At 72.1% G+C, this 15,610-nt stretch carries 15 protein-coding genes; 4 read left to right on the top strand and 11 right to left on the bottom strand.

Annotation, left to right across the window (positions count from 1 at the left end):
* Positions 1-15: 15 nt before the first annotated feature.
* The 4 genes from ACIREI_RS09265 to ACIREI_RS09250 all read right to left on the bottom strand — a co-directional run bounded on the left by ACIREI_RS09265 (position 16) and on the right by ACIREI_RS09250 (position 5,225).
* Complete coding sequence (locus tag ACIREI_RS09265; protein ID WP_403329333.1) at positions 16-921, bottom strand: ribonuclease Z; 906 nt, start codon at positions 919-921, stop codon at positions 16-18.
* Positions 922-927: 6 nt separating this feature from the next.
* Positions 928-1,281 (bottom strand): histidine triad nucleotide-binding protein, encoded by a 354-nt coding sequence (locus ACIREI_RS09260; protein WP_403329330.1) that lies wholly within the window; start codon positions 1,279-1,281, stop codon positions 928-930.
* Positions 1,282-1,377: 96 nt separating this feature from the next.
* Entirely contained in the window at positions 1,378-4,587 is a 3,210-nt protein-coding gene (locus tag ACIREI_RS09255) for a S41 family peptidase (protein WP_403329327.1), read from the bottom strand.
* Positions 4,588-4,661: 74 nt separating this feature from the next.
* Positions 4,662-5,225 (bottom strand): hypothetical protein, encoded by a 564-nt coding sequence (locus tag ACIREI_RS09250; protein WP_403329325.1) that lies wholly within the window; start codon positions 5,223-5,225, stop codon positions 4,662-4,664.
* A 110-nt stretch (positions 5,226-5,335) separates the two neighbouring features.
* Between ACIREI_RS09250 and ACIREI_RS09245 the strand changes: the two genes are divergently transcribed.
* Both ACIREI_RS09245 and ACIREI_RS09240 read left to right on the top strand, forming a co-directional pair.
* Positions 5,336-6,964, top strand: a complete 1,629-nt coding sequence (locus tag ACIREI_RS09245; protein ID WP_403329322.1) for a hypothetical protein — start codon at positions 5,336-5,338, stop codon at positions 6,962-6,964.
* 9 nt (positions 6,965-6,973) lie between these two features.
* The gene (locus tag ACIREI_RS09240; RefSeq protein WP_403329319.1) at positions 6,974-7,366 is read left to right on the top strand and encodes a hypothetical protein; all 393 of its coding nucleotides are present in this window, start codon (positions 6,974-6,976) and stop codon (positions 7,364-7,366) included.
* On the opposite strand, the gene ACIREI_RS09235 is transcribed toward ACIREI_RS09240, so the two are convergent.
* The 5 genes from ACIREI_RS09235 to hrcA form a co-directional block, all read right to left on the bottom strand.
* Positions 7,308-7,700 carry a VOC family protein gene (locus tag ACIREI_RS09235; protein WP_403329316.1) on the bottom strand — a complete coding sequence of 131 codons (393 nt, stop codon included), beginning with the start codon at positions 7,698-7,700 and terminating at the stop codon, positions 7,308-7,310. The genes ACIREI_RS09240 and ACIREI_RS09235 overlap by 59 nt on opposite strands.
* 20 nt (positions 7,701-7,720) lie before the next feature.
* Positions 7,721-8,470, bottom strand: coding sequence for a 16S rRNA (uracil(1498)-N(3))-methyltransferase (locus tag ACIREI_RS09230; RefSeq protein ID WP_403329313.1), 750 nt, complete (start codon positions 8,468-8,470; stop codon positions 7,721-7,723).
* Entirely contained in the window at positions 8,467-9,594 is a 1,128-nt protein-coding gene (locus ACIREI_RS09225; protein WP_403329310.1) for a nitronate monooxygenase, read from the bottom strand. The genes ACIREI_RS09230 and ACIREI_RS09225 overlap by 4 nt, the downstream gene beginning before the upstream one ends.
* A gap of 201 nt (positions 9,595-9,795) precedes the next feature.
* A complete protein-coding gene (gene dnaJ, locus ACIREI_RS09220) occupies positions 9,796-10,932 on the bottom strand; it encodes a molecular chaperone DnaJ (protein WP_388799114.1) in 1,137 nt (378 codons plus the stop codon).
* Positions 10,933-11,949 carry a heat-inducible transcriptional repressor HrcA gene (gene hrcA / locus ACIREI_RS09215; RefSeq protein WP_403329307.1) on the bottom strand — a complete coding sequence of 339 codons (1,017 nt, stop codon included), beginning with the start codon at positions 11,947-11,949 and terminating at the stop codon, positions 10,933-10,935.
* Between the two features lie 160 nt (positions 11,950-12,109).
* Between hrcA and ACIREI_RS09210 the strand changes: the two genes are divergently transcribed.
* The gene (locus ACIREI_RS09210; protein WP_403329304.1) at positions 12,110-12,844 is read left to right on the top strand and encodes an MBL fold metallo-hydrolase; all 735 of its coding nucleotides are present in this window, start codon (positions 12,110-12,112) and stop codon (positions 12,842-12,844) included.
* A 42-nt stretch (positions 12,845-12,886) separates the two neighbouring features.
* Positions 12,887-13,702, top strand: coding sequence for a DUF3097 domain-containing protein (locus ACIREI_RS09205; RefSeq protein WP_403329301.1), 816 nt, complete (start codon positions 12,887-12,889; stop codon positions 13,700-13,702).
* Here the strand turns inward: ACIREI_RS09205 and ACIREI_RS09200 are convergent.
* Together ACIREI_RS09200 and hemW are read right to left on the bottom strand one after the other, a co-directional pair.
* The gene (locus ACIREI_RS09200) at positions 13,680-14,270 is read right to left on the bottom strand and encodes a Uma2 family endonuclease (RefSeq protein ID WP_403329298.1); all 591 of its coding nucleotides are present in this window, start codon (positions 14,268-14,270) and stop codon (positions 13,680-13,682) included. The two genes, ACIREI_RS09205 and ACIREI_RS09200, sit on opposite strands and share 23 nt — an antisense overlap.
* 103 nt (positions 14,271-14,373) lie before the next feature.
* On the bottom strand, positions 14,374-15,606 hold the full coding sequence (gene hemW, locus ACIREI_RS09195) for a radical SAM family heme chaperone HemW (protein ID WP_403329295.1): 1,233 nt from the start codon (positions 15,604-15,606) through the stop codon (positions 14,374-14,376).
* Positions 15,607-15,610: the final 4 nt, after the last annotated feature.

Below are 15,610 nucleotides of genomic sequence, written 5' to 3'. Positions count from 1 at the left end.
CATCGTACGGGGGTGTCACCGACGTTTCGGTAGCGGCACCCGCAGCAGGTCGTGCGCGACCGTCAGCTCCCCGTCGAACCCGGCGGCCCGCGCCTGCCGTTCGAACTCGTCCGGCTCGGTGTAGCGCTGGCTGAAGTGCGTGAGCACGAGATGCCGTACGCCGCAGTCGAGCGCGACCCGAGCGGCCTGACCGGCGGTCAGATGACCGTGTTCCACGGCGAGTTCGACGTCCTCGTCCAGGAAGGTGGACTCGATGACGAGCATGTCGCAGCCGTCGGCGAGGGTGTACACCCCGTCGCACAGCCGGGTGTCCATGACGAACGCGAACCGCTGTCCGCGCCGCACCTCGCTGACGTCCTGCAGGGAGACCCCGCCGAGCACCCCTTCCCGCTGGATGCGCCCGACGTCGGGCCCCTTGATGCCGTGCGCGGCGAGCCGTTCTGGCAGCATGCGGCGACCGTCGGGCTCGACGAGGCGGTAGCCGTACGACTCGACGGGGTGCGACAGCCGGGCGGTGTGGAGGGTGTAGCCACCGGTGTCGGCGATGACGCCGTCCTCGCTGACCGGCACCTGCGCGATGTCGACGGTCTCCCGGTAGGCGGTGGCGTACCGCAGCCGGTCGAAGAAGCGCTGACCGGAACGCGGGTAGTGGGCGGTGACCGGATGCGGAACCTTGTCGAGGTTTATCCGCTGGATGACGCCGGCGAGGCCGAGCGAGTGGTCCCCGTGGAAGTGGGTGACGCAGATCCGGTTCAGGTCGTGCGCCGCGACTCCGGCCCGGAGCATCTGCCGCTGGGTGCCCTCGCCGGGGTCGAAGAGGATGCCCTCGCCGTCCCACCGCAGCAGATACCCGTTGTGGTTCCGGTGCCGGGTCGGGACCTGGCTCGCTGTCCCGAGGACGACCAATTCACGTACGGACACGGCTGGTTACCCGGGGGGCCACTGCATGCCGCGGCCGCCGAGGATGTGGGCGTGGGCGTGCCAGACGGTCTGCCCGGCGCCGGCGCCGGTGTTGAAGACGATGCGGTAGCTCTCCAGCTTGTCCTCGTCGGCGACGGCCTGGGCCTCGCGCAGGACGTCCGCGGCGAGCGTCGGTTCGGCGGTGGCGAGGGCGGCGGCGTCGCGGTAGTGCGCCTTGGGGATGACCAGGACGTGGGTGGGCGCCTGCGGGTTGATGTCCCGGAACGCGACGGTCGTGTCCGTCTCCCGCACGATCGTCGCCGGGACATGGCCCCCGACGATCTTGCAGAACAGGCAGTCGTCCTGCGGCTCCCCTGCCATTTTCCCTCCGGGGGTTGAGCGGGTGGGTTTACGGGGGGCATCGTATCGTCGTCGGGTGCGGGTGCGTGGGGGGTGATCGCGCAGTTCCCCGCGCCCCTAGGTGGGCACACTCGGCGGCGTTTTCGCCGGCCGTTCCTCCAGCGTCGTCAACGCTATCCGGATCGCCTCGTCCAGTTGGGTGTCGCGGCCCGCCGCCCAGTCCTGCGGACGCTGGACCACCTCCACGTCCGGGTCCACGCCGTGGTTCTCCACGTCCCAGCCGTAGCCGTCCAGCCAGATGGCGTACTTCGGCTGGGTGATCAGGGTGCCGTCGACCAGGTGGTAGCGGCTGTCGATGCCGATCACGCCGCCCCAGGTCCGCGTCCCCACCACGGGGCCGAGGCCCAGTGCCTTGATCGCCGCGTTGACGATGTCCCCGTCCGACCCGGAGAACTCGTTCGCCACCGCCACCACGGGGCCGCGCGGTGCGTCCACCGGGTAGCTGTACGGGCGCATGCCGCGCGGCAGTTCCCAGCCGACGATGCGCCGTGCCAGCTTCTCCACGACGAGTTGCGAGGTGTGCCCGCCGCCGTTCTCCCGGATGTCCACGACGAGGCCTTCGCGGGCCACCTCGACGCGCAGGTCGCGGTGGATCTGGGCCCAGCCCGGCGCCTGCATGTCGGGCACGTGGAGGTAGCCGAGCCGGCCGCCGGACTTCTCGTGGACGTACGCCCGCCGGTCCGCCACCCAGGCGTGGTACCGCAGGGGCTGCTCGTCGGCGATCGGGACCACGACGGCGTGCCGTACGTCCCCGCCGCCGGCCGGCGAGATCGTCAGCTCCACCGCCTTGCCCGCCGTGCCGACGAGCAGCGGGCCGGGCCCGGCCACCGGATCCACCGGTACCCCCGCCACCGCCACGATCGCGTCCCCGGCCCGCACCGCGACCCCCGGCGCGGCCAGCGGTGCCCGTGCCTCGGGGTCGGAGGTCTCGGACGGCAGGATGCGGTCGATGCGCCAACTGCCGTCCGCATGGCGGGCGATGTCGGCGCCGAGCAGTCCCTGCCGGGCCCCGCCGCCGTATCCGCCGCGCCCGGCGACGTACGCGTGCGAGGTGCCGAGTTCGCCCTGCACCTCCCACAGCAGGTCGATCAGGTCGTCGTGGGTGGCGACCCGGTCCACGAGCGGGCGGTAGCGGTCCAGCACTGCGGCCCAGTCCACGCCGTTCATGTCCGGCCGCCAGAAGTGGTCCCGCATGATGCGGCCGGTCTCCTCGAACATCTGCCGCCACTCCGCCGACGGGTCGACCGTCTGCCGTACGCGCGTCAGGTCCACGGTGATGTTCGAGTCGCTGTCGTCGTCCCCGGAGGCCCGCCGGTCGCTGGGGACGACCTTGAGGCGGCCGTCGGTCCACAGCAGCAGCCGCTTGCCGTCGCCGCTGACCTCGAAGTGGTCGGCGTCGTCGGCGAGATGCTCCGCGCGCCGCTGGAGGAGGTCGTAGCGTTCCAGTTCGGACTTGGGCTCGGGGTCGTCGGGCGTGGCGCGGGAGGCGCCGAGCGCGCCGCGTACGGGGTGCCGTAGCCACAGCACGCCGTCCTTCGCGGCCCGCAGGTTGCTGTAGCGGGCGGCCTCGACCGGGAACGGCACGATCCGGTCGGCAAGCCCTTCGAGGTCGATGCGGGTGGTCGGGGTGCCCTCGCTGTCGGGGGTCTCGTCCTTGTCCGGCGCGTCGAAGGGGCGGCCGTGCCGTTGCGGGCCGAAGGGGGACGGGGTGGTGGCGGCGAGGGTGATCAGGTGGGGGCGGGAGCCGACCACGAACGCGAGGTCGAAGACGTGCTCGTCGTAGACGGGGTCGAAGGCGCGCGTCGAGAGGAAGACCAGGTGCTTGCCGTCCTGGGTGAACGCCGGCGCGTAGTCCTGGAAGCGCAGCGGGGTCGCCTCGGAGACCGACAGGTCGGTGGTGTTGGCGAGCTTGAGCTGGCTCAGCGGGCGCGGGCCGGGATGCGACCACGCCAGCCAGGCCGAGTCGGGCGAGAAGACCAGCCCGGACACATCCCCGTCCACGCTGCGGTCGACCTCACGGACCTCGCCGCTCTCCCGCTCGACGAGCAGCAGCCGCCCGTCGTGCGCGGCGACCGCCGCCCTGCTCCCGTCGGGCGCCATGGCGAGCTCCAGGACACGGCCCAGCTGCCCGGCGCCGAGCCTGCGCGGCGTGGCCCCCGGGGCGAGCCCGGTCGCGGGCGCGAACTCCAGGGCGTCGTCGCCCTCCGCGTCCGTCACCCACACCACCCACTCCTCGCCCTCCGCCCGGAAGGTGCGCGGCAGCCGGGCCCGTACGCCGGGCTCGGCGGCGAGCGCGCGGGTGGGACCGGAGCGGTGGGTGACCCAGTGCACGGCGCCCCGGACGGAGACCGCGCTGCCGCGCGCGGTGTGGTCGGGCGCCGCCTCCCCGAACGAGCGGGCGGCGTTCAGCGGGTACGGCTGCCGGTCGGTGCGCTGCCCGCCGAGCCGGATGTCGAGCGGGCGCGGCTCGGCCCCGTCGAGGTCGTCCAGGAGCCACAGTCGTCCGGCGGAGGCGTAGACGACCCGGCTGCCGTCGCCGGCGGCGTGCCGGGCGTAGAAGCCGTCGGTGGGGGTGTGCCGTCGTAGGTCGGACCCGTCGGCGAGGGACGAGTACACCGCCCCCACGCCCTCGTGGTCGGAGAGGAACGCGATCCGCTCCCCCACCCACACGGGGTACTCGATGTTCCCGTCCAGCTCCTCATGCAGCCGTACGAAGTCGCCGTCGCCCGCGCGGTCGATCCACAGCTTGCCCGCCGTGCCGCCCCGGTAGCGCTTCCAGCGTGCCGCCTCCAGGCCCATGGGCGCGGACGCGAGCACGAGCTGTGGCCCGTGCACGACGTCGGCGACGGGGCCGTACGGCAGCGTGGTGGCCGGTCCGCCGTCGAGCGGGACCGTGTGGGCCCAGGTGCGGCGGCTGCCCGCCTGGGCCTGGCTGCTGATCGCGAGGACCTCGCCGTCGGGGGTCCAGCCACGCACCCGGGTCTGCCAACTGCCCCAGTGCGTGAGGCGCTTCGAGGGGCCGCCGTCGACCGGCGCGATGTGCACCTCGGGGGCGCCGTCGCGGGTGGAGGTCCAGGCGACGGTCGTACCGTCGGGCGAGATGCGCGGCAGGCTGACGGGCACGTTGTCGGCGCTGACCCGCCAGGCCCGGCCGCCGTCGAGCGGGGCGAGCCATACGTCGTCCTCGGCGGTGAAGGCGACCAGGTCTCCGTGCAGATGCGGATACCGGAGATACGAAGACGATCCAGGCGTCGCGGACTGAGTCACCCGATCACCATAAGCAGGGGCGGCGTCCGGGGACAGACCTTCGGATCACTTGCCCAACTCACGTGCGGGTGCGGTCACTTGCCCTCCGGCCAGCAGTTCGGATGCTGCTTGCAGTAGACGGTCTTGGTGACGGTGACCGTGACGGTGGGCCCCGGCTGCTGCCCGCCGCCGCCCGGGTTGACCGGCGAGGGCGTGGCGTCGCAGTCGCCCAGCCCGTTCACGTGGAACCACTCCTTGCCGCCGACCTTGGCGACGAGGTCGCCGCGCACACAGGAGCCGCTGACGGCCCGGGTGATCCTGCCGGTGACGGTGATGTCCTTGCCGTCCCTGGTCTCGCCCTCGCAGTCGACCTTGACCACGGTGTTCTCGCTCGCCGTCGGCGCGGCGGAACCGCCCTTGCCGTCACCGTCGTAGGAGCCCGTGCAGTTGAGCCACTGCACGTCGGCCTTCTGCCGCTCCAGCTCCGCGGTCACCGTCTGGTCGGTCGTGAACGCCACGGTCGCACTGCTCAGCCCGCCCGGATCACACCCGACCGCCCCACCGACACCGAGCACGGCGAGACCCGCCACGCCTGCCACCCGGACACGCCTGCGCTCCGTGCGACCGGCTCGACCCCAAATCCTCCTGAACGCCCCCATGGAGGGCAGCCTGCCACTGTCCCCGCCGACGCGGTAGGGCACATACGGACACTCCCTGCTCGCGCACGTCACAATCGAGTGCTGCCCGATCACCCCTGCCCGGAGGACCGTTGCCCCCCTCACGGATCCCCGCCCGCGCCCTGCCCGCGCCACGCACCTCCAACGACGCCGATCAGGTCGGCGCGGACCCGGTGACGGACCCCGCGGGGCCACCCGCGCCGCCCCGCCGGCGCCGGGTGCGGATGCTCGTCGACGTGGTCGACCATCCGGATGAAGTGGCTTATGTGACAGACCTGTTCGAGGAGCGCGGCTGGGCCGTACGCCCGGCGGGGGCCGACGAGGCGGTGCCCGGCGTGGCACACCGCACCACGCTCGTCGTCGAGGTCCGCCTGCACGGAGCCCGCCTCGGCGCCCTGCGCACGGCCACGCTCGAGGTGGAACGGCTCGCCAGACAGGCCGAGTTGGGCGCATGGGTGCGGGACGCGGCGCTGGTCGAGTACGAGCGGCCGGCCCGCACGACGTACTACGTGCACCGCGCGCTGCCGACGCTGGGGCGGGTGTGGATCTGGCTCGGCGGTGCGGACGAACAGCGTGCCGTGACCGTGCCGGCCGGTCCGCGCTCCCGGGAGGAGGCGGCGGCCGAACTGGCGGCGCGCCCGCTGGGTGGCCGCCCCTTCGACGCCGAGGCGCACGGGCTGCGGGTGCCGGGCCACTCGGACGCGAACCCGCCGCGCGACGAGACCCCGCACGAGCGCCGGGTCCGGCTGGTCTGGCTGGCGGCGGGTGTGGCCGGCGTCGTCCTCGCCGTCCTGTGCGGCATGTACGTCGTCTGGGCCGACGGGGCCTGGAAGCTGCTGCCCGCACTGCTCAGCCCGGCGGGGGCACTGCCGCTGGGCCGCACGCTCAAGGAGACTCGGGCGAGCGCTCGCGGGGTCCAGTGGGCCGCGGGGATCGCGGGCACCACGGCCCTGGCCGCCTTCGGGGCCCTGGTGGGCCAGGGCACCCAGTCCCGGGTGCTGTGGGCGGGTGCGCTGGTGCTCGCCGTCGGTGTGTTCACGGGCGCGGGCGTGGTCCTCGCGCTGCGCCGCACCGTCTTCACCCGGCATGCCGCCTGGCTGGTGCCGCTGTCCGTGCCGGTGCTGTGGTCGATGGTGGGCTGGCTGGGCCGGCAGATGCACGACGCCTACCTGGACCGGTTCGACATCCGTGTGGAGGCGGTGCCCACGGCGAGGCTCGGCACCTATCTGGTGGCCGCCGAGCCGATGGGCCTCGCGCTCGGCAGCGCGCTGTTCTTCGTGGCGATCGTGGGCTGGCTGCGCCACTTTCATCTGGGCCGGGACGCCAGCAACCGCTTCTTCGCCATCGTGCTGGCGACGCTGGTCATCGTCGTCTACGGCCTGAGCGCCGTCGCGCTGGGCACCGGACAGGCGGCGAGCGCGGCCGGCCGGGCCGCCGAGAACGCCGCCCGTGGGGGCGCCCAGCCGCCCGACTACTTCGGTGTCTACGGCCACTTCATGTGCGTGCAACCGGTGGACGCCGCCCGGCCCCTGGCGGTGGAGAACGGCCCGGTCCCCCTCGACCACCCCGTGGTCTCCTTCGGCGCCACCGGCGAGTGGATCTGGCTCTGGGACCCCGCCCGCAACAACGGCAAGATCCAGGAGTCCTTCGCCGTCCGCCGCGAGGACATCCGGCTCATCCCCGCGAAAAACCCCGAGACCAAGCGCTGCCCGGCCCCGTAGCGTGGCCGAATGCGTAACGACCGCCGGCTGCGAAGGCTCGTCGTGGACGAGCGGACGACATACCTGTGGAGCGTGCGGCACAAGCACGGGGACGGTGACGCGTGCCGCGAGGTTCTCCACCTGCACCTGGACGCGGTGCGGACCCGCATCGTCTTCCGGGAGGGCGCGGGCCGGGCCGTCTCCGACGGCTACTCCTACGTCGGATGCGTGGCGACCGGCCCCGGGAAGCTGCTCAACCTGCGCGAACCCGGTGTCGTACGGGGTCTCGTCGACGAGGCGACGGACCGCGGACTCCTGCCGGGAGATGGAGAGTTGGACGGCTGGGAGCTGTTCGACGCCGTCCTCAGCCGCGCAGCAGCAGCCACTCCTGCAGCTCCACCAGATTGCCCTCCGGGTCCTTGAGGTGGGCGACGCGCATGCGGTCGGTCATCGGGGCGGGGCCGTGGAGCAGAGTCGCGCCGCGTGCGGTGACCCGCTCGCAGCAGGCGTCCAGGTCGTCCACCCGCAGCACCACCAGGGAGCGGTGCCCGTCGGCGGTGCCGGCCAGTTCGCCCAGGACCTCGGCCATCATCGCCCGGTCCTGAAGCGCGATGCCCGCCGAACCGACGGCGGGGCTGAACTTCTCGTACGGCCCGTTCGTCGCTCCCGACTGCGGCTTGAGGCCGAGGACATCGGCGTAGAAGCGGTAGCAGGCGGCGAAGTCGCTGACCAGGAGCCGTACTTGGGCGAGTTCCACGGTGAGCGTCCCTCCGGAGGTCAGGACCAGCGGCCGGTGCGGCCGAGGAGCAGTGCCGTCGCCGCGGTTCCGGCGGTGGAGGTCCGCAGGACGGTACGGCCCAGACGGTACGCCTTCGCACCCGCCTCCTCGAAGAGGGCCAACTCCTCGGGGGACACGCCGCCTTCGGGTCCGACGACGACCACGATCTCGCCCTCGGCGGGCAGTTCGGCGGTGGCGAGGGGCTCGCTGCCGTAGTCCCGCTCCTCGTGCAGTACGGCGGCGAAGTCGGCCTTGGCGAGCAGCGCCGCGACCTGCTTGGTGGTGGCCGCGTCCGTCACCTCCGGGAACCGCACCCGGCGCGACTGCTTGCCGGCCTCGCGGGCGGTGGCCCGCCACTTGCCGAGGGCCTTCGCCCCCCGCTCGCCCTTCCACTGCGTGATGCACCGGGCGGCGGCCCAGGGCACGATCGCGTCGACGCCGGTCTCGGTCATGGTCTCGACGGCCAGCTCGCCGCGGTCGCCCTTGGGGAGGGCCTGGACGACGGTGATGCGGGGCGACTCCGGCGCTTCCTCGGCCACCGAGCTCATGTGCACGACGAGCCGGTCCTTGCCCTCCGTGTCGACGACCTCGCACTCGGCCCAGCGACCGTTGCCGTCCGTGAGGACGACGGTCTCCCCGGGCCGCAGCCGCTTGACCGAGACGGCGTGCCGCCCCTCGGGCCCGTCGAGGACGTACCGCCCGCCACCGCCGGCCTCGAAGTGGTCGACCACGAAAACGGGAGCGGTCATCGCCCCGCGCCCCCCTTCGGATGGGCGGACAACGCTGTCGCCGCGGCGTCCAGCTCGGCGGCCAGCACCTCCACCAGCTGCCCGGCGGGCAGTTCTCGCGCCATCCGGTGCCCCTGCCCGGCCCACAGCGCCATGCCCTGCGCGTCACCGGACGCGGCGGCCTTCTTGCGCAGCGGCGAGGTGAGGTGGTGGACCTCGGGGTAGGCGGCGGGGGCGTACGGCCCGTGCTCGCGCAGGAAGCGGTTGACGAGGCCGCGGGCGGGGCGCCCGGAGAAGGCGCGCGTCAGCTCGGTGCGTACGAACAGGGGGTTGGTCAGCGCCTGCTTGTGCAGGGCGTTGGCGCCGGACTCGGGGGTGGCGAGGAAGGCGGTCCCGAGCTGGGCGGCACTGGCGCCGGCGGCGAGCGCGGCGGCGATCTGGCTGCCGCGCATGATGCCTCCGGCGGCGACGAGGGGCAGGCTCACGGCCTCACGGACCTGCGCGACGAGGGAGAGCAGCCCGATGCCGGTGCCGTCGGTCTCGGGGTTGTCGCGATGGGTGCCCTGGTGGCCGCCCGCCTCGACCCCCTGCACGATCACGGCGTCGGCGCCGGCCCGCTGCACGGCGAGCGCCTCGTCCGGGGTGGTGGCGGTGACGAGGGTGAAGGTTCCGGCACGCCGCAGCGCCTGGAGCACCTCACCGCTGGGCACGCCGAAGTGGAAGGAGACGACGGGCACGGGATTGTCGAGCAGCACGGCGAGCTTGGCGTCGTACCCGTCGTCCCGCCCGCTGTCCGGGTCCCCCAGCTCGATCTCGTACCAGGCGGCCTCGCCGGCGAGCTGATGGGCGTAGACGTCGACGGCCGCAGATGAGGGCGCGGCGTTAGCCGCTCCAGTGGAGCCGGTGCTTGCACCGGGGTACTCGGGTTGCGGCATGAAGAGGTTGACCCCGAAGGGCCTCCCGGTCAGCCCCCGCAGCTGCTTGATCTCCTGGTACATCCCGTCGGCGGTCTTGTACCCGGCGGCGAGAAACCCCAGCCCACCGGCCTCGGACACGGCAGCGGCGAGCTGCGGCACGGAGACGCCGCCTGCCATGGGGGCCTGCACGATCGGAAGGGGGAAGAGATCGGTCAGTGCGGAGGACATGACGGCATGTTGTCACGTCCCCCGAACAAGTCCGAATCGGCCCTTCCCCTTGGGAGAGGCCGACTCAATTCAGCCCCTCCGGCGTTTGAGGAGCGGGGGTCCAGGGGGCAGAGCCCCCTGGCGGGGTCGAAGGGGCGGAGCCCCTTCAGGATGGGACGGGTAGGGGCGGCGGGGGCGAGAAAACCGGCCCGCAGCCACCCGTCAGCGCCCGTTGAACGCGTCCTTCAACCGCGAGAACAGCCCCTGCTGCCCCGGCTGGAACTGCCCCTGAGGCCGTTCCTCACCCCGCAGCTTGGCCAGCTCGCGCAGCAACCGCTCCTGCTCGGGATCCAGCTTCGTCGGTGTCTGCACCTCGACGTGCACGATCAGATCGCCACGCCCGCCGCCCCGCAGATGGGTCACGCCCCGCCCGTGCAGCGGAATCGACTGACCGGACTGCGTACCCGGCCGGATGTCGACCTCCTCCAGCCCGTCCAGCGTCTCCAGCGGCACCTTCGTGCCGAGGGCCGCCGCGGTCATCGGGATCGTCACCGTGCAGTGCAGGTCGTCGCCGCGCCGCTGGAACATCGCGTGCGGCAGCTCGTGGATCTCGACGTACAGGTCACCGGCGGGACCGCCACCCGGACCGACCTCGCCCTCACCGGCGAGCTGGATCCGCGTGCCGTTGTCGACACCGGCCGGGATCTTGACGGTCAGGGTCCGACGGGACCGTACGCGCCCGTCACCCGCGCACTCGGGACACGGCGTCGGGACGACGGTGCCGAAGCCCTGGCACTGCGGACAGGGACGGGACGTCATGACCTGGCCCAGGAAGGACCGCGTCACCTGCGACACCTCACCGCGGCCGCGGCACATGTCACACGTCTGGGCGGAGGTGCCGGGGGCGGCCCCCTCACCGTTACAGGTGTTGCAGACGACAGCCGTGTCGACCTGGATGTCCTTCGTCGTACCGAAGGCCGCCTCGTCGAGCTCGACCTCCAGCCGGATCATCGCGTCCTGGCCCCGCCGCGTACGCGAGCGCGGACCACGCTGGGACGCCGTACCGAAGAACGCGTCCATGATGTCCGAGAAGTTCCCGAAGCCGCCCGCGCCGAAGCCGCCGGCTCCCGCGCCGCCCGCCTGGGACAGCGGGTCGCCGCCGAGGTCGTAGACCTGCTTCTTCTGCGGGTCCGACAGCACCTCGTAAGCGGCGTTGATCTCCTTGAACCGCTCCTGGGTCTTCGGATCCGGATTGACGTCCGGGTGCAGCTCGCGCGCGAGCCGCCGGAAGGCCTTCTTGATCTCTTCCTGCGACGCGTCGCGACGCACGCCGAGAACGGCGTAGTAGTCCGTGGCCACTTACGACTCCGCCAGGATCTGTCCGACGTACCGTGCCACTGCGCGTACCGCTCCCATCGTTCCCGGGTAATCCATGCGGGTCGGTCCGACCACGCCGAGCTTGGCGACTGCCTCGCCGCCCGAACCGTAGCCGACCGACACGACGGACGTGGAGTTGAGTCCCTCGTAGGCGTTCTCGTGCCCGATGCGCACGGTCATGCCCGAATCCCCCGCCTCGCCAAGGAGTTTGAGGAGGACGACGTGCTCCTCCAGGGCCTCCAGGACGGGGCGGATGGTGAGGGGGAAGTCATGCCCGAAGCGGGTGAGATTGGCGGTGCCGCCGATCATCAGCCGCTCCTCGTTCTCCTCGACGAGTGTCTCCAGCAGGGTGGAGAGCACGGCCGAGACGGTGCCGCGGTCCTCCATGTCGAAGCCCTCGGGGAGGTCCTCGACGAGGGTCGGCACATCGGTGAAGCGCCGCCCCGCGACCCGGCTGTTGAGCCGCGCGCGTAGATCCGCGAGCGAGGCCTCACCGAAGGGCGCGGGGCAGTCCACCATCCGCTGCTCGACCCGTCCGGTGTCCGTGATCAGGACGAGCATCACGCGCGCGGGCGCGAGAGAGAGCAGCTCGACGTGCCGGACGGTGGACCGGGTCAGCGACGGGTACTGCACGACGGCGACCTGCCGGGTGAGCTGCGCGAGCAGCCGTACCGTGCGCGCCACGACGTCGTCGAGGTCTACGGCGCCCTCCAGGAAGTTCTGGATCGCGCGCCGCTCCGGCGGGCTCATCGGCTTGACACCGGCGAGCTTGTCGACGAACAGCCGGTAGCCCTTGTCGGTGGGGATGCGCCCGGCGCTGGTGTGCGGCTGGGCGATGTAGCCCTCGTCCTCCAGGGCAGCCATGTCGTTGCGGACGGTCGCCGGGGAGACGCCGAGGTTGTGCCGCTCGGTGAGCGCCTTGGAGCCCACCGGCTCCTCGGTCCCGACATAGTCCTGGACGATGGCGCGCAGCACCTGAAGCCTGCGTTCACTCAGCATCGCGCGCACCTCCAGTTTCGTCCGCTTGGCGCCTTGCCTGGCACTCTGTCCGCCCGAGTGCCAGCCGTCCCCGGCCCAGTGTACGGCGGTGGGGTACGCCCCGGGCAAGGCCGGTCGGCACCGCCGTGCCCGACGGTGGTGTGTTCGTTAGCGTCGCCGTATGAGGGTGACTTGGGAAGAGCTCGGATGGGAGCGGCTGGCGGCCGGGGTGGGCCGGTGCCGGCTGCCCGGCTGGGACTGCACGGCGGGGCTGGTCGTCGGGGAGGGCGGCGCGCTGCTCGTCGACGCGGGGTCGAGCCTCGCGGAGGGGGTGCGGCTGCGGACCCAGGCGCAGTGGCTGGCGGGTCACCGTGTGACTCATCTCGCGCTGACCCATCCCCACTTCGACCATGTCTTCGGGGCGGCGGCGTTCGCGGGCGCGCAGGTGTACGGGGCGGTGGGCCTGGACACGGTGTTCGCGCACGAGCGGGCGGAACTGCGCGCGGACGCGGTACGCAACGGGCTGGACCAGGACGCGGCGGACGAGGCGATCGACGCCCTGGTCCACCCGCACCACCAGGTGAGCGGCGAGTGGACCCTCGACCTGGACGCCGGCCGCCAGGTCCTGCTGGCGAACGTGGGCCCCGCCCACACGGCCCACGACCTGGTCGTGCTCGTGCCGGGCGCCCCCGGCTCCCCGGAGGTGGTCTTCTGCGGCGACCTGGTGGAGGAGTCCGGCGAACCGCAGGCCGGTCCCGACGCCGTGCCGTCGCACTGGCCGGCGGCCCTGGACCGCCTGCTGGACCTGGGCGGCGAGGACGCGCTGTACGTGCCCGGTCACGGAGCGGTGGTGGACGCGGAGTTCGTCCGCCGCCAGCGAGACGCTCTGGCGGCGCGCTTCGGCGTGTCGCGTTGATCCGCGGGACGTGTGGGCCGGGCTTCTCCTATCGTCACTCGAATGCGCCAGTACTCCGCCGACCTGACCCCGCCCTGGAAGAAGCCCAAGTCCGTCCCCGAGGTCCCGGCGGATCCGGGTCTGGTGGTGGAGGAGCCGGGTACGGGATTCTGCGGCGCGGTGATCCGCTGCGAGGCGGGCACGGTGACCCTGGAGGACCGCTTCGGCAAGCACCGGGTGTTCCCGCTGGAGCCGCGGGGGTTCCTGCTGGAGGGCAAGGTGGTGACCCTGGTCCGGCCGTCGTCCTCCGCTCCGGTACGTCCCACCCGTACGGCCTCCGGTTCGGTCGCCGTCCCGCAGGCACGCGCGCGCGTGGCCCGCGCCGGCCGTATCTATGTCGAGGGCCGGCACGACGCCGAACTGGTCGAGAAGGTGTGGGGCGACGACCTGCGCGTCGAGGGTGTGGTGGTGGAGTACCTGGAGGGCGTCGACGACCTGCCGTTGATCGTCGCCGACTTCGCGCCCGGCCCGGACGCGCGGCTGGGGGTGCTGGTGGACCACCTGGTGCCGGGCAGCAAGGAGTGGCGCATCGCGGAGGCGGTGACGAGCGAGCATGCGCTGGTCGTCGGCCACCCGTACATCGACATCTGGGAGGCGGTGAAGCCGTCGTCCCTGGGGATTCCGGGGTGGCCGAAGGTGCCGCGCGGACAGGACTGGAAGACGGGGGTGTGCCGGGCGCTGGGGTGGCCGTCGGAGAACACCGGGGCGGTGTGGCAGGCGATTCTGGGGCGGGTGGGGTCTTACAAGGATCTGGAGCCGGAGTTGTTGGGGCGGGTGGAGGAGTTGATCGACTTCGTTACGGTCGGCGGTGCGCCTTGACGCCCTTGTAGGTGCCAAACTCGGTGGTGTCGAGTTCGATGCTGAGTGGCGCCAGAGGCACCCGTTCGCCGAACTTGGTCACCCGCTGCAACTCGTAGTCGGCCTCTTCCCCTGCGCCCTTCGGCTCGGTGAGCAGGACGCAGTGCCCCATGATCGGGTCGATGATCAGATAGATGGGCACGCCGCCGGCTGCATAGATCGAACGTTTGACGACGTAATCGCGCTCCACACTGGTCTTGGACACGACCTCGACAAGCATGCTGATGACCTTGGACGGCATCAGCTGCCCTTCACTAGGCCCTACGCCCCTCTCGACCAACACGAGGTCCGGCATGGGCTCGCTGGTCTCTTGCAGGACGGCGACGGCCACCATTTGAAGCCTTCGCCAATCCCGCCGCGGAAACTGGTCGAGAACCGCCTCGACGATGTCCGAGTGCACCAGATCCGGCGGCGCCATCATCACGATTTCCCCCCGGAGGAGCTCGGCCTTGTATCCCTCGGGAACCTCGAGGTTCTCGAAGAACTCCACAACGTCGGTGGTCATCGGTCGGTCGTCCACAGCGGTCATCTCCGCAGCCCTCCGGTTTCCGCCACCGTCAACTACAGCGGCAGACTACGAACCAGGTTAGGGACCGAACCTGCGTTCCGCACCGATTCACCCGCCGGAGTGATCAGTCCACCAAATCCCTGACCACCGCATCCGCCAACAACCGCCCCCGCAACGTCAGCACCGCACGCCCCTGCGCATACGGCCCCTCCTGAAGCAGCCCCTCCCCCAGCGCCCGCCGAGAAGCCGCAAGCCCCTCCTCCCGCAGCAACTCCAGCGGCACCCCCTCCCGAAGCCGCAGCTCCAGCAGGATCCGCTCCACCCTGCGGTCCTCCTCCGACAGCAGTTCCCGCCCCGCCCCCGGCGACCGCCCCTCCGCCAGCGCAGCCGCATACGCGCCCGGATGCTTCACGTTCCACCACCGCACCCCGCCCACATGCGAGTGCGCTCCCGGCCCCGCGCCCCACCAGTCGGCGCCCCGCCAGTACAGCTCGTTGTGCAGGCAGCGGCCCGCTTCCGAGGTCGCCCAGTTGGAGACCTCGTACCAGTCGAAACCGGCCGCCGTGAACGTCTCCTCGGCGATCAGGTACCGGTCCGCGTGGACGTCGTCGTCCGTCATCGGCACCTCGCCCCGGCGGATCCGGCGGGCCAGCTGCGTGCCTTCCTCGACGATCAGGGCGTACGCCGACACATGGTCCGGCCCGGCGCCGATCGCCGCCTCCAGCGAGGCCCGCCAGTCGTCGTCCGACTCGCCCGGGGTGCCGTAGATCAGGTCCAGGTTGACGTGCTCGAACCCCGCCGCGCGGGCCTCCCCGACACACGCCTCCGGGCGCCCCGGGGTGTGGGTCCGGTCCAGCACCTTCAGCACATGCTGCCTCGCGCTCTGCATGCCGAAGGACAGCCGGTTGAAGCCGCCCTCCCGCAGCCTGGCCAGATACGCCGGGTCCACCGAGTCCGGGTTCGCCTCCGTGGTGATCTCCGCGTCCGGCGCCAGTCCGAACTCGTCGCGGATCGCCTCCAGCATCCGTACGAGATCGTCGGCGGCCAGCAGCGTGGGCGTACCGCCGCCCACGAAGACCGTGCGGACCTCGCGCGGGTCGTCGCCGAGGACCTTGCGAGCCAGGCGGATCTCGTCGATGAGCGTCTCGGCGTAGTTGTCGCGGGACGCCAGCACCCCGCCCGTGCCGCGCAGCTCGGTCGCCGTGTAGGTGTTGAAGTCGCAGTAACCGCAGCGGGTCGCGCAGTACGGGACGTGCAGGTAGAAGCCGAGGGGGCGGTCGGCGGACCCGGCGAGCGCGGACGCGGGGAGCGCGCCGTCGCCGGGGACGGGCTCGCCGTCGGGGAGTGCGGAGGGCATGGGT

The sequence above is a fragment of the Streptomyces sp. NPDC093591 genome (assembly GCF_044764885.1).
Taxonomy (GTDB): domain Bacteria; phylum Actinomycetota; class Actinomycetes; order Streptomycetales; family Streptomycetaceae; genus Streptomyces.
The sequence above is the reverse complement of the archived record's forward strand: the minus strand, read 5'-3'. Positions and strand labels throughout refer to the sequence as shown.

What these genes read in the sequence shown, in the direction of transcription:
- ACIREI_RS09230 (WP_403329313.1), bottom strand. Translation starts at nt 8,470, where the DNA reads ATGACCGCTCCCGTTTTCGTGGTCGACCACTTCGAGGCCGGCGGTGGC.
- ACIREI_RS09210 (WP_403329304.1), top strand. Translation starts at nt 12,110, where the DNA reads ATGAGGGTGACTTGGGAAGAGCTCGGATGGGAGCGGCTGGCGGCCGGG.
- ACIREI_RS09260 (WP_403329330.1), bottom strand. Translation starts at nt 1,281, where the DNA reads ATGGCAGGGGAGCCGCAGGACGACTGCCTGTTCTGCAAGATCGTCGGG.
- ACIREI_RS09205 (WP_403329301.1), top strand. Translation starts at nt 12,887, where the DNA reads ATGCGCCAGTACTCCGCCGACCTGACCCCGCCCTGGAAGAAGCCCAAG.
- ACIREI_RS09250 (WP_403329325.1), bottom strand. Translation starts at nt 5,225, where the DNA reads ATGGGGGCGTTCAGGAGGATTTGGGGTCGAGCCGGTCGCACGGAGCGC.
- hemW (WP_403329295.1), bottom strand. Translation starts at nt 15,606, where the DNA reads ATGCCCTCCGCACTCCCCGACGGCGAGCCCGTCCCCGGCGACGGCGCG.
- ACIREI_RS09240 (WP_403329319.1), top strand. Translation starts at nt 6,974, where the DNA reads ATGCGTAACGACCGCCGGCTGCGAAGGCTCGTCGTGGACGAGCGGACG.
- ACIREI_RS09225 (WP_403329310.1), bottom strand. Translation starts at nt 9,594, where the DNA reads ATGTCCTCCGCACTGACCGATCTCTTCCCCCTTCCGATCGTGCAGGCC.
- hrcA (WP_403329307.1), bottom strand. Translation starts at nt 11,949, where the DNA reads ATGCTGAGTGAACGCAGGCTTCAGGTGCTGCGCGCCATCGTCCAGGAC.
- ACIREI_RS09200 (WP_403329298.1), bottom strand. Translation starts at nt 14,270, where the DNA reads ATGACCGCTGTGGACGACCGACCGATGACCACCGACGTTGTGGAGTTC.